The sequence below is a fragment of the Desulfosediminicola sp. genome (assembly GCF_048381775.1).
Classification (GTDB): domain Bacteria; phylum Desulfobacterota; class Desulfobulbia; order Desulfobulbales; family Desulfocapsaceae; genus Desulfopila; species Desulfopila ganghwensis.
In genome coordinates this window covers 1-13497 of sequence record NZ_JBLXGE010000019.1, presented here as the reverse complement: position 1 = coordinate 13497, position 13497 = coordinate 1, and the positions used below count along the sequence as shown (strand labels likewise).

12 protein-coding genes are annotated in these 13497 nt (G+C 48.6%); 11 read left to right on the top strand and 1 reads right to left on the bottom strand.

Annotated features, from left to right (window positions below; translation table 11 throughout):
* Window positions 1-359 precede the first annotated feature (359 nt).
* The 8 genes from ACN5NT_RS22330 to hypD all read left to right on the top strand — a co-directional run bounded on the left by ACN5NT_RS22330 (window position 360) and on the right by hypD (window position 10096).
* Window positions 360-851, top strand: coding sequence for a hydrogenase maturation protease (locus tag ACN5NT_RS22330; protein WP_136799907.1), 492 nt, complete (start codon window positions 360-362; stop codon window positions 849-851).
* A gap of 18 nt (window positions 852-869) precedes the next feature.
* Entirely contained in the window at window positions 870-2318 is a 1449-nt protein-coding gene (locus tag ACN5NT_RS22325; RefSeq protein ID WP_419176978.1) for a 4Fe-4S dicluster domain-containing protein, read from the top strand.
* Between the two features lie 98 nt (window positions 2319-2416).
* Window positions 2417-5464 (top strand): FAD-dependent oxidoreductase, encoded by a 3048-nt coding sequence (locus ACN5NT_RS22320; protein ID WP_419176941.1) that lies wholly within the window; start codon window positions 2417-2419, stop codon window positions 5462-5464.
* Between the two features lie 55 nt (window positions 5465-5519).
* On the top strand, window positions 5520-5939 hold the full coding sequence (locus ACN5NT_RS22315) for a hydrogenase iron-sulfur subunit (protein WP_153305574.1): 420 nt from the start codon (window positions 5520-5522) through the stop codon (window positions 5937-5939).
* A 10-nt stretch (window positions 5940-5949) separates the two neighbouring features.
* Window positions 5950-6897 (top strand): methyl viologen-reducing hydrogenase, encoded by a 948-nt coding sequence (locus tag ACN5NT_RS22310; protein WP_136799897.1) that lies wholly within the window; start codon window positions 5950-5952, stop codon window positions 6895-6897.
* 1 nt (window position 6898) lies between these two features.
* The gene (locus ACN5NT_RS22305; protein WP_136799896.1) at window positions 6899-8251 is read left to right on the top strand and encodes a Ni/Fe hydrogenase subunit alpha; all 1353 of its coding nucleotides are present in this window, start codon (window positions 6899-6901) and stop codon (window positions 8249-8251) included.
* A 348-nt stretch (window positions 8252-8599) separates the two neighbouring features.
* The gene (locus ACN5NT_RS22300; protein WP_136799894.1) at window positions 8600-8857 is read left to right on the top strand and encodes a hypothetical protein; all 258 of its coding nucleotides are present in this window, start codon (window positions 8600-8602) and stop codon (window positions 8855-8857) included.
* Window positions 8858-9040: 183 nt separating this feature from the next.
* Window positions 9041-10096 carry a hydrogenase formation protein HypD gene (gene hypD / locus ACN5NT_RS22295; RefSeq protein WP_136799893.1) on the top strand — a complete coding sequence of 352 codons (1056 nt, stop codon included), beginning with the start codon at window positions 9041-9043 and terminating at the stop codon, window positions 10094-10096.
* A 150-nt stretch (window positions 10097-10246) separates the two neighbouring features.
* Here hypD and ACN5NT_RS22290 read toward each other — a convergent pair whose 3' ends face one another.
* The gene (locus ACN5NT_RS22290; RefSeq protein WP_136799892.1) at window positions 10247-10576 is read right to left on the bottom strand and encodes a hypothetical protein; all 330 of its coding nucleotides are present in this window, start codon (window positions 10574-10576) and stop codon (window positions 10247-10249) included.
* A gap of 644 nt (window positions 10577-11220) precedes the next feature.
* Here ACN5NT_RS22290 and ACN5NT_RS22285 point away from each other — a divergent pair.
* The 3 genes from ACN5NT_RS22285 (at window position 11221) to ACN5NT_RS22275 (ending at window position 13271) form a co-directional block, all read left to right on the top strand.
* Window positions 11221-11682, top strand: a complete 462-nt coding sequence (locus ACN5NT_RS22285) for a MauE/DoxX family redox-associated membrane protein (RefSeq protein ID WP_419176940.1) — start codon at window positions 11221-11223, stop codon at window positions 11680-11682.
* On the top strand, window positions 11679-12203 hold the full coding sequence (locus ACN5NT_RS22280) for a rhodanese-like domain-containing protein (RefSeq protein WP_136799890.1): 525 nt from the start codon (window positions 11679-11681) through the stop codon (window positions 12201-12203). The genes ACN5NT_RS22285 and ACN5NT_RS22280 overlap by 4 nt, the downstream gene beginning before the upstream one ends.
* A 579-nt stretch (window positions 12204-12782) precedes the next feature.
* Window positions 12783-13271, top strand: coding sequence for a TRADD-N-associated membrane domain-containing protein (locus tag ACN5NT_RS22275; RefSeq protein ID WP_419176939.1), 489 nt, complete (start codon window positions 12783-12785; stop codon window positions 13269-13271).
* Window positions 13272-13497: the final 226 nt, after the last annotated feature.

Here is a 13497-nt window from a genome sequence, read left to right as displayed (position 1 = left end):
TTTAGGCTGTTGTGGGCTGGGATTTCTGATGTTTCATCGTGTTTGGCTGAGATGAGTGGATTGGAAACGTCTATGACACTAATAGGTGAAAATGGCAGTAATGCTATTTGAGCAAGACTATCAATGGATTGTAGAGCTTCAAAAGAGTCTGTGGGTTAAGGGGAAAGTTACTCCCCGGGTGGTATCTGCCACGCTGTGACACAATGAGAAACGAGGTTTCTAAAAAAAGAAAAGTAAATAAGCCGCAAATACAGTCTCTTAGAATGTTTCTTGTGTAAGTGTTCAAAATAACAGCTTGAAAGTGCGTTAAGCGAGTGGTAGTTTGCCCTGAATTTAGTCAACCAGGCACATTTTGCACAATGGGAACAATAATGCGCTCAACAATGATTTTTGGATGTGGAAATGAAATTATGGGTGATGACGGATTTGGTCCGGCTGTCATTGCAGAACTGCATAACAAACACACCCTGCCTGATGGAGTACAAGCCGTTGATGCTGGTACGCAGGTCAGAGAGTATCTCTTCGATTATGTTTTAAGTGAAGAAGAGCGACCGGAATCAATTATAATCATAGATGCGGTTGATTTCGAAGGAAAAACTCCCGGTGATGTTTTTCGTATCCACCCCATCGATATTCCACCCAAAAAAATCCACGATTTTTCACTTCACCAATTTCCCACAGTAAATCTTCTGCACGAACTCGAACAGCACACTGGTATCCGCGTAGTCATCATAGCGGGCCAGGTTCAATATATACCGGAGGAAATTGCTCCGGGTTTGACCCCAGCGATGTCTGCTGCCGTTCCTGTGGCATGTGAACATATAATTCACATTCTTTCTGAACAAAAGTAATTGAGGTGACCGTTTATGATGTACGAATTTAAAGTCAGTGAGCTGGCCGAGGAATTTGGAGTACATCGGAACACCATAAGAAACTGGATTAACGCCGGAACTCTCTCTGCAAAAGAGGGACCAGGACGCAAGTATCTTATGAGGTTTCAGGACTACCAGGCCCTCTGCGAGAAGTTTGGTCGCGAGCCCCTTGTCCGCCCTACCAGCCATGTTGATTTAAAAGCAGTTAAACCGATTGAAAAGATTGAAAGCGAACAGATCCTGCTCAATGATACCTCAAGCGATTTGGTGCTTGATCCATCATGGGCCGATTCGTGTCTCACCTGTGGATCCTGCTCGTCCGCTTGTCCGATTGCCGGTGTCGACGGACTCGACCCGCGTAAGATCGTCCGTATGGCCAATTTTGGTATGGATGAGGAGCTGGTTGATTCCAGCTGGCCGTGGAAATGCACTATGTGCGGCAAGTGTGAAGAGGCCTGTCCTGCAAACATTCAGATCGTAGCACTGATGCGGAAAATTCGTGGGACCAGGGATAGAAACCAGGTTCCCGGACCTATCCACAAAGGTGTGCAGATGTGCCTCGAGCGCGGAAACAACCTCGGTATCCCCAAAGACGATTTCGTCTTCCTGTTGGAAGATCTTGGCGAAGAACTCGCTGAAGACGAATGTCCCGGGTTCGTGACCCCTGTGGATGTACACGGTGCACGGGTATTGGTAACGGTGAACTCAAAAGAGCCGTTTGCCGAGCCGGATGACATGAAGTGGTGGTGGAAGATTTTCTACGCCGCCGGTGAGTCCTGGACCATCGCCTCTGAACACTGGGAAGGTGTTAACTGGGGCCTGTTCTCCGGTGATGACGAATCGATGAAAATCGTTGTTGGCCGCATCGTCGACAACATGCGTAGGTTGAACTGTAAGGTTCTGCTACTACCCGAATGAGGCCACGCATATTTTGCAACCCGGTCCGGGTTGACCAAATGGTTTCCAGAAGCTCTCAAAGAATTCAAGATTGTTACAGTATTCGATCTCCTGCTCGAGTACATCCGTGAAGGACGTATCGAGCTTGACAAGTCTGTGCACAACGTTCCTCTCGCGTACCATGACCCTTGTAACTACGGGCGTAAATCCCTCAAGGCTTTTGGCCAGGGATATTTTGAGGAAGGACGTGAAGTAGCAAGTGCCTGTGCGGATGACGTACGCGAACTGAATCCAAATAGAAACGGTGCATATTGCTGTGGTGCCGGTGGCGGTGCCTGGGCAATGCCTTACGCCGAAGAGCGTGTATTTTATGGACGTATCAAGGCCCGTCAGATCACAGAGTCAGGTGCTGAGCTTATTGTCGCGCCATGCCATAACTGTCGCGACCAGATCATGAAATCGCTCACTAAGGAATATGATCTGGATATTGAGGTGAAATACCTCTGGGAGCTGGTGGCGGATTCGCTCATCATCCCGAAAAAACAGTAGTGCTCACAAGGCGCAACTGAAATGAGGCAAGAATTTGATGCACAGTTCGGAAGTTCCCGGGCTGTGCAGGCAACATATATTGAGAGGAGACACCTATCATGCTGGACAATAAGATTGGGTCGGTGATGATCGTGGGTGGCGGTGTCACGGGTATGCAGGCTGCCCTGGACCTTGCCGACTCCGGATACTATGTCTACCTGATTGAAAAATCAGGGGCCATCGGCGGTGCCATGGCCCAGTTGGACAAGACCTTCCCTACCAACGACTGCTCGATGTGAATCATCGCGCCAAAATTGGTGGAGTGCGGTCGGCACTTGAATATTAAACTGATGACTTTAAGTGAAATTACCGCCATCAATGGTGAAGCTGGTAATTTTACTGTTACTGTAAAAGAAGAGCCACGTTATGTGGACATGGAAAAATGTATCGCCTGTGGAGCATGTACCGAAAAATGCCCCAAGAAGGTGGACAGCGAGTATGATGCTGCCACCGGTAAGCGCAAGGCGATCTATGTTAAATATGCTCAGGCAGTACCGCTGAAGTATCAGATCGATCCGCACAATTGTATCAGACTCAAAAAGCCTGGTGCCTGTGGGTTCTGTGAGAAGGTCTGTGATGCCGGTGCGATTAACTTCGACGATACCGAGAAAACTCATGAGGTGAACGTCGGTGCGGTAATCATGGCTCCCGGGTTTGAGGCCTATGATCCAAAAGATGCCGGAGTCTGGGGTTACGGTGATTTCCCCAATGTTATTACCTCGCTGCAGCTTGAGCGTTACCTTTCAGCTTCAGGCCCGACCGAGGGACACCTGATCCGTCCTTCCGACAATAAGCCGGTCAACAAAGTAGCCTTTCTGCAGTGTGTCGGCTCCCGTGACGAGAACCTGTGCGGGAACGGTTACTGCTCTTCCGTATGTTGTATGTACGCCCTGAAAGAGGCGGTGATTGCCAAGGATCACGTTCCCGGCATTTCCACTTCCATTTTCTATATGGATATGCGTACCCACGGTAAAGAATTTGACAGGTACATGGATCGCGCCAAGAACGAGTCCGGCGTCCGCATGGTTCGCTGTAAAGTGAACGGTGTTGAGCCTGCAGGTGATTCCGGTGACCTGAGACTATCTTACGTGAATGAGCAGGGTCGTCAGATCGAGGAATACTATGATCTGGTGGTGCTCTCCGTAGGCCTTCAGACCTCCAAGCAGATGCTGGGCCTTGCAGACGTTGCAGGCATCCAGCTGACCGCCGATAAGTTTGCCGCCACCTCGGATTTTGCGCCTGTAACCACTTCCCGCGAGGGTATTTTTACCTGTGGAGCTTTCGCAGGGCCAAAAGATATTCCCCAGTCGGTTGTTGAAGGCTCTGCAGCGGCGGCAGCCGTTTCCCAGGTCCTGGCTCCAGCCCGTCATGAACTCTCCACAGAGGCAACCTTTCCTGAAGAGCGTGATGTCAGCAAGGAAGATCCGCGTCTTGGTGTATTTATCTGCCATTGCGGTTCGAATATTGCCGGCACAGTCGATGTGGCCGCTGTAGAAGAATATGCGGCGACCCTGCCGAATGTGGTGTACGTGGAAAGAAACCTGTTCTCCTGTTCCCAGGATACTCAGGACATGATCGTCAAGAGGATCAAGGAGCAGAATCTGAACAGGATCGTCATTGCGGCCTGTACCCCGCGTACCCATGAGCCGTTGTTCCGTGAGACCTTAAAGGCAGCTGGCCTCAACGAATACCTGGTGGAGATGGCCAATATCAGGAATCACAACTCCTGGGTACACTCCGATACTCCGAAGCTAGCCACCGACAAAGCCAAGGATCTGGTTCGCATGGCGGCGGCAAAAGTCACCTACGGCACTTCATTGAAGCCGTTCAATGTACCAATTACCCAGAAAGGCCTTGTCGTCGGTGGCGGTGTCTCCGGCCTGACCTCCGCCTTGAACCTTGCCGAGCAGGGCTTTGAGGTACATCTGGTTGAGCGTACTGACACTCTCGGTGGTAATGCCCTGCATCTGCAGGACACCTGGAGTGGAGAGCATATCCCGACCAAAGTCGCCAAGCTGGTCGATGCGGTTACCTGGAATGAGAAGATCATCATTCACAAGGGATTTGAGGTGAAAACGGTTGATGGCTTTGTGGGTAACTTCAAGACCACCATCAAGACCAAAGATGGTCTTGCCAAGACCATCGAACATGGTGTCGGCATTATCGCAACCGGTGGCTCAATTTACTCACCCATTGAGTACGGCTATCGCAAGATCAAGAAAGTTGTTACCTCCATCGAATTCGATAAGCTGCACGAGCTGAAAGAGACTCACGTACGAAACGCCAGTACATTTGTCTTCGTTCAGTGTGTCGGTTCCCGCGAAGGTGACGTCAACTACTGCTCAAAAGTCTGCTGTACTCACTCTGTACAGAGCGCGATCGAGCTCAAGAAAGAAGATCCGAAACGTAATGTTTACATCCTGTATCGCGATATGCGTACCTACGGACAGCGTGAAGCGTTGTACCGCCAGGCTCGTAAGATGGGTGTTATCTTCATCAACTACGAGCTGCACGGTAAGCCGGAGGTTGAGGCGCGCGGTGAGAAGATCGACGTCAGTGTCTGGGATCACGTACTTCATCGTCCGCTGAAGATCGAGGCTGACATGGTTATCCTCGCATCTGCCATCCGACCGAAGGAAGATGCCAAGAAACTGGCCCAGATCTTCAAGGTACCAGTGGATGGCGATGGTTTCTTCCTTGAGGCCCATGCGAAGCTGCGACCGGTAGATTTCTCTACCGATGGTATGTTCGTTGCCGGTCTGGCCCATTATCCGAAGCCGATGGAAGAGTCAGTAGCCCAGGCCCTGGCAGCGTCTTCACGTGCTGCGACCCTGCTCTCCAAGCTCGACATCTCCATGGATGCGGTCAAAGCCAATGTTGATGCCGAAAACTGCGACGGCTGTGCCCTCTGTATCGACGTCTGCCCATACCACGCTATCAGCCTGGAAGACGTTGCAGGCACCGGGAAGAAAATCATTTCGGTGAACAAGGCCAAGTGTAAAGGTTGTGGCCTTTGCCAGGGAACATGTCCGAAACGTGGTGTCTTTGTAGGCGGCTTTACCACGAAACAGATTAGCAGTCAGATTCAGGCGGCCCTTGCAGTATAGGGGGCCCCTGGTCGATGCTGAACGTAAACAGTGAATGTAACAAGGAGTAAAGCAAATGAGTTTTGAGCCTAAGATCATTGCATTCTGCTGCAACTGGTGCTCCTATGCCGCTGCTGATCTTGCGGGTATTTCCAGGATGCAGTATCCGCCAAACGTGCGGATTATAAGGGTAATGTGCTCGGGTATGGTTAATCCCGAGCAGGTTCTGGACGCGCTGAATCAAGGTGCGGACGGAGTTATGGTACTCGGCTGACACCTCGGTGAATGTCATTACCTGGATGGTAATTATAAAGCGATGAGTCGATCCGATATGATCAACACCCTGCTTGAGGACTTCGGATTCGAAAGTGAAAGATTTCAGATTGCCTGGGTTTCCTCGGCGGAGCCGGACAAGTTTGTAGCAGCTGTGACTGATATGACCAAACGTGTCAAGCAGTTGGGCCCGATTAACAGTCAAAGTGCCGAGGCGGCATAAGGAGGTTGAGATGGGAGTTACTACTGCTTTAGAGTGGCTGGGGTCCTGTTCCGGCTGTGAGATCGCGATCCTCAATATCGGTGAGGATCTGATCCCCATTATTACCGAGGCGCTGGATATTGTTCATGCCCCGGTCCTGATGGATCATAAATATTTTGGCCAGACGGGTGAGGGCACAGTGCTCACGATCCCCAAGGCCACGGTTGGTATCGTTACCGGTGGTGTAGCAAACCACGAGCATCTCGAGGTGCTCGAAGAGATGCGCGCCAAGTGTGATGTACTGATCGCCCTCGGTTCCTGTGCTACCCACGGAGGTATCCCGGCGCTGATGAACGGCCAGGACCTGAAGGAGAGCTGGGAAGATATTTTCAAAACACCCACCACCGATCCAGGTGCGGAGATCCCCACCATCGAAGTACCCGCACCGTTGGATCGGGTTTACGCCTGTGATGAAAAGGTCAAGATCGACCTGCAGTTACCGGGTTGCCCACCTAACCCGGCCCATATCGCGGAAGTGATCTTTTCTCTTCTAGAGAATCGTGATCCTGTACTGCCCACCAAGTCTGTCTGCGATAGTTGCCCTGCCAAGCGTGAGGGCAAAGGTGAAGTGAAAGAGATCAAGCGCTTCACCAAAAATGCCAAGTTCAACCCTGAGGAACCTATCAGCGAGATGCGTTGTCTGCTCGAGCAGGGCTTCCTCTGTCTTGGACCGGTAACCGCAGCCGGCTGCGCCAAGCGTGGTGCGCCCAGCTGTATTTCCGCGCGCGTTCCCTGCCGCGGTTGTTTCGGCCCCGTACGTAAAGACGGCAATCAGCTGCTTGATATGATGAATGCCCTCGCCAGTAACGGGATTGATTTTAAATCAGTGGAAGACAGACGCTCCATTCTGCGCTTCTCCGGCGCCCATGGATTGCTTAAGCCACTGAAAAAACGTGTAGCAGTAGAGGAGGAGGCGTAGTATGGGAACTGTACTTAACATAGCTCCAGTCTCCCGCATTGAAGGACACGCGAAAATCGCCATCCATCTCGACGATGGTGGCAATGTGGAGGATGCTTTCCTCCACATCCAGTCCCTACGCGGGTTTGAAAAATTTATTGAGGGGCGGCCTGCTGAAGAGGTCCCTCGCATCGTTAACAGGATCTGTGGTATCTGTCCCTGGATGCATCATCTGGCTTCCAATAAAGCGGTTGATGGTGCCTTTGGCGTTACCCCGACCCCGACAGGTCACAAGCTGCGTGAAATGTGCCAGGTAATGGCACATATCAACGACAAGATCCTGCACTTCTTCTTCCTGGCCTCTCCTGACTTCGTGCTTGGCCCGGATGCGGACTATTCGGTTCGAAACGTTATTGGTGTGGCCAAGGCGGCGCCAGAGCTGGCTACCCAGGTTGTTAAAATGCGTCAGCTCGGCCAGATGATGCTGGAGCGTTTTGCCGGCAAGGCGATTCACCCGATCGCCGGTGTGACTGGAGGTTTTGCCAAGCCTCTTCTTGAGAGTGAGCGTCAGGAGTTGTTGAAAGACACACGTACTCTCCTCGACTTCTCCCTCTATTCCCTCGATTTCGCCATCAATAACGTTTTTTCAAAGTATATGGACGTTATCAGCGAGCTTGGGAACATTACCACAGGCTTTCTGGGTACCGTCGACCGTGAAGATGGTTCTCTTCGCATCTATGACGGCAAACAGCGTTTGATGAAGCCTGACGGAAGCTATATTGATTTCGAAGGCGAAGAGTATGCGGATCATCTCGGTGAGCATGTTGAGCCGTGGGCATATTCCAAGATGCCGTATGCCAAGTCCTGGAACGAGGGTTTTGATCTGAATCTGGCGGCGCCTAAAGGTATCTACCGTGCAAATACCCTGGCCAGAATCAACGTTTGTGACAAGATCTCCACCCCGCAGGCCAACGCGGCGCTGCAGCAGTTCCGTGAGCAGTTCGGCAGACCTGCCCAGCAGACTCTGCTCTATCATTATGCCCGTCTGATCGAGATGGTTTACGCCTGTGAGCGTACCATCGAGATTCTGGAGTGGGAAGGCATCACAGATACGAACATCCGTGCCAAGGTAGAGCCGAAAGCGGGACGCGGTGTGGGTATTGTTGAAGCTCCACGCGGTACCCTGATCCATGATTATGTAACCGATAAAAACGGTTGTATTGAGAAAGCGAACCTGATTGTGGGCACCACTCACAATATCGCGCCAATGAATATGAGCGTGAAGCAGGCTGCAACTTCCCTGATCAAGGATGGAAACTACAATGAAGGGTTGCTCAACCAGGTAGAGATGGCCGTCCGGGCCTACGACCCCTGAATGTCTTGTGCCACCCACCGCCTGGATGGCGGTGTACCTGTATCAGTATCCATCATCGACTCCGAAGGTAAGGAAGTTGATTCGTTAACCAACTGATGTTCGAGCTGACCGGGCTTCCTCATGGCAAGAATATCGAGGAAACCCGGTTTTCTGTTTTTAGGCAAATCGCCTGTTTTTTCATGATGGAACAGGTGAAATAATGACCCGTTATCTTGTGCTTGCATATGTTCGTTACACCATTCGCTTAAATGTCAGCTTTTTTTGATGATGATTTGTCGGATCGTGGTATACTAATGGGCCGAATGCAAGCAGTTGAGGTAGCAGTGTCGCTTGAAAAAGGAGACCGTAATGCCACAACGAAGTGAGAGGGGAAAGCGTGTTCAGGTTCGGGCTGAGAATCCTTCAGGAGTCTGCGGCTATGTTGACCATATGACAATCGATGAACTGAAGGCACGTGCTGTTGGAGATGAATTCGATGCAACTTGCCCTGCTTGCGGCATGTTTCATCTCACCAGGGAGGAGATCGCTCTCCTCGAAAAAGAAAAAATCACCAGGTCAAAGAATTATGAAGACCTGAGAAAAGAAGCGGAAGAGGAAACTATCTGATTCCGTCACTTGGTTCCAGACATTGTACGGATAAGTGCTGTTGGAACATAGTAGTTATCTCCTGATATTTCATCAATTCATGGGGTATCAATGGGAGTTATAATACGGGGCCACTTTCGGCCCCGTAGTTTGTCTGGTCTGTTTATTGTTTTGAGATAGATCCTTGAAAGAGAAGGTGATGATTTGAGAGATCCGGGACAGTTGCTCGAAAGGCTGCACGAACTTGTCGATAGACCGATGCGAATCATGGTTGTGTGCGGTTCTCATAATCAGGCGATTATGCGGTATCGACTGCGTGAAAAACTTCCGAAGAAACTGCTATTGGTGTCAGGCCCCGGGTGCTCGGTATGTGTAATGCCGGCAGGCCATATAGATGCTTTTGTAAAAGTTGCACTTAAACGCGATGTAATTACAGCTGCTTGCGAAGATTTATTGCAGGTCCCGGGTAGTCGTGAATCTTTGGCTTCCATCCGGGAGAAGGGTGCCAGGGTAGAAGTCATAACTTCGCCCAGGGAGTGTCTTGAACTCGCCCGTTCAGAGCCTGATAAGACGATTGTTTACCCTGCGGTAGGTTTTGAGGCCACTGCACCATCCGTTGCAGAGACTATTTTAGAGGCAGCCAGCGAGGGGATAGACAATTTCTGCGTTATCCCATCCATCCGTCTGCTTCCACCAACCATAGATACGCTCCTCCGCGACCCTGATCTGGATCTCGATGGTTTGCTCTGCTCTGATCACGTCACCACCATATCTGATACTGAAGCGTATGCAGCGCTCGCCAAAAAGCATGATCTCTCCTGTTGTATCGCAGGATTTGATGAGAGTGACATTATTCGTGGTCTGATCGCCATGGTGACCCAGATTCAACACGGGGTTTCATTGTTTGACAACAGTTCTGCAGTAATCTATTCATCTGAAGAAAATCAGAATGCGCGTCGAATGGTGTCGGAGGTCTTCTTTGCCGTGGATACAGCCTGGCGAGGCCTTGGTACCATCGCTGAAAGTGGATTCATCATTCGTGATGAATTGGCGCTTTATGACGCTACCAGGCGCTTTAATGTACGCTTTTCAGAAGGGCAGGAACGTTGTGCCTGCCACTGTGATATGATCATCTCCGGCCGCGGATTGCCGCCAGACTGCCCATCTTTTGGTATGGCTTGTACTCCGCAGAACCCGATCGGACCATGTATGATCTCCAGTGAGGGGATTTGCGCATCCTATTTTAAATACAATCTGTAACCTGCATTTCCTGCTATTTAAAAGCCTGGATATGATTGCCCTGCCGGGCAGGATATGTCAGCAGGCATTTTAAACGCGGTGATCCAGAGACAATGAAAAACCGGCAGCGGAACTTTCCGTCTGCCGGTTTTTTTTTGAACTCCCATCCGATCAACTCCTGACGTCATCTTCCTCCGGTTCGAGTTGGCTGACGAAGTCGGTCCAGTCCCAGGGGCTGGTCTCTATCTGGGTTCCTATTATCTTGAATTCTCCATTGGTTGATTCCCATTTCTGTGTAACCAGCAGTTTGAAATGGGCGCCTTTGCCTTCAACTATTACCGAGAGGATGTGTGCGTCTCTGTCGAGATGCCTGGATATATGGTTGAGAGATATACCCAGTTGGGAGATATCGGATACTGTGCCGGAAAAAAAACCTTTCCCGTCTGAAATGTCCGCACTCAAGCCTTGAACGGAGATTCGCTGATATCTACGTTTGTCCATAAGTCCACCTGCCAATCAGTTGAGGAAGCCAGGATTCCGACGCGATGGTGTGAAATTCGAGAGCCGGATGCTGGCGGGTACATCTAATCTCCTTCTCTACCACTCTGCGGACTTCCTGATGCCGCATAGTTCCTCCCTCCATTTTAGGCTTTATGGGTTCTGAATGCCAAATGGAAAAATGATCAAAATTGGCTAGCGAGCCTGAAAATTCAGATAAAAACGCATGCCAGTTCGGTGTTGGTTGGCCTAAGCGGTTTGTTTGATCCTGGTGGAATACCTGTACTCATCGGTTTGGTTACGAATCAGGTACTTTAGGGGTATTAGTGACTTCCCCTTCTATACGGCTTATGGATGAACCGTTAACCGACTTTCTGCGTCAATGGGGTATCGTTGGAAACGAATGGAGTTGATAGGGGTCTGGATGAAAGGTATTTGCAGATAACGAAAAAGTAGAGGGATGCGGTTGCCTCTAAGTTCTATAGAAAAGGCTGATCTTTGATCATGTTAAAATAGGAAAAGACGATTTGACAAATAGATAAACCTTTGGGATATTGCCATTGAGATCAGGATTAAATGTATGAAAAATATAGAAAAGTACTTTGTGAAGTATTTCCTGGTGAGTGGGGGAATAGAGCAAAAAAATTATGTCAAAGTATCAGCGAATCAACCTCTGGGTATATAGACTGTCGCGTTGGTTGCTGGCCGGAGTAATGATTTTGGCCGGAGTACCCAAGCTGGCCAATCCTGTTGCGTTTGCAGAGATCATTGGGGCTTATGGCCTGCTTCCGGATTTTCTGCTGCTACCGACAGCTATTATACTTCCTGTTATGGAGTTGGTAGCGGCGTTTCTCCTGGTCAAGGGGGAAAATGCTGGTCTTTGGATAACAGCCCTGCTCATGATTGTGTTTATAGCTGTCCTTACATACGGTATCTGGCTCGGATTGGATATAGATTGCGGTTGTTTTGGCCCGGAAGACGCTGAGCATAAAGCCTTTTCAGGTCTTAGAGTGGCACTGCTCCGCGATCTGCTCCTTTGTGTTCCGATGACCTACTGCTTCTGGCATTCATATCGATTACTTCCTAATTTATTTGGAGAAAGACCATGAAAAAGATTTTATGTGCACTGTTGGTAGTTGTTCCGCTGTGTTTTTGCAGTAACGCATTTGCTTTTGGTACGTCAAAGTTTGCAAAAGAGGTTACCACAGAGGCCTCAGCAGTAAAACTCTCGAGAGAGGTTCAGCGTGGAGGCTACGACGTAATTACCACTGAAGAGCTGCAAAAGGCCATTGAAGCTGATGAAGATTTGCTGATTATAGATACCATGCCGTATGAGGCCAGCTATAAAAAGAATCATATTCCTGGAGCAAAGCAGTTTCTCTTCCCGATTCCGGACATGAACGAATGGGATACTAAAGAAACAGATGGGAAATCGATTGCTGACTATGAAGCACTCCTTGGCCCTGACAAAAATAAGAAGATTGTCGTTTATTGCGGCTTCGTCAAATGCACCAGAAGTCATAATGGCGCAATGTGGGCGGCCAAACTTGGTTATACCAACGTACTTCGTCACCCGGGCGGGATTTTTGCCTGGAAAGGTGCGAAGTATGATGTAGCCAAGGTGCAGTAGGGCTAGGCCTGATTCAGGTTCACTGCGATAAAAGTTGATAAAGCCACATCCCTTGCGGGATGTGGCTTTTTTGTTTGCAGTGAGTCAATATGGGCAACGTGAGATGCTAATTAAAGAATGCTTCCAAAATGGGACAGTTAGAGGAGCCGAAAATACATGGGAAACTGGAGGATGTCTGGATAGCTGTACATATTAGGACTAGTCCTATATCAAGAGATATAGCGTATTATAAGACAGCGTTAACTGCCAATTTGCAGGGTTTTCTCACATTCAAAATTGATGAAAATATCAGAATTGCATGATATGGGACTAGTTCTATATCACGGATAGTTACGCATTATAGGACGTTTATGACGTGGCAGGTTTGTTATTGTAACTTTTTGTGTTGTGGCATATGATGAGATTTGCATAGCCATTCCGATTACATAGCGGTTATCGAAGCAGCGAAGTTGCTTGGGGAGGTTATGAGGAAGTCGCAATCTTTGACGATGAAATGAGTCGAACAGAGTGGGGTTCTGCCCCAAAAAGGGACTAGTCCCATATTACACGTTAGCTATTGAAAAAATTATGGAGAAGTAAGTGCAGCAAGATATAACCAAAAAAAGAGATGAGAATGAAGCAGATAGAGAATTCGCAAAAAGGGATGATATCAATTTTCTAGATGAAGGAGATCTGAAAGATTATTATACAAAAATCAAGAAACAATTAAATATACTATTTTACATAAACGTCGGTTTCTGTTCACTTGCTGCCATTACAGTTCTTATTGGAATTTATTTAACAATCTTCAAGAAGTCAATTGAGGCAGGGTCTATAGTTATTATCTCTGGGTTATTATGTGAGTTGTTAGGTAACATATTTATAAAACAATACAAAGAGACGTTTAACAACGTTTCAAGTGAGTACTTCAAGCTTCTATTGTGCAATAACATGAATAAGGCATACAATGAGGCAAAAAAACTACCAGTAGTAGATATACGAAACAATGAACTTCGCTACTTAGAAATGCGCGAAATTTTAAGGGCAATAATGAAAAACTTCAATGAACATTTGGCAACCAAGAAATAGCATCAGTACAATATTGTCTCTAAAGATAATATTAATATATGAAGCTAACAAAACTATAAACACGGACTCGCTGAAGCTCGCCGGTTATATCCACGTTATCACTACAAATGAAATATCTCGTCTTCACACTAACGCTATTGCTAAGTGTTACTGTATACGCAAATGATAATAGAAAATTTATTGGCGTCTATAAAACAAAGCCAGAGGTGTTTCCAGGATTTGAAAA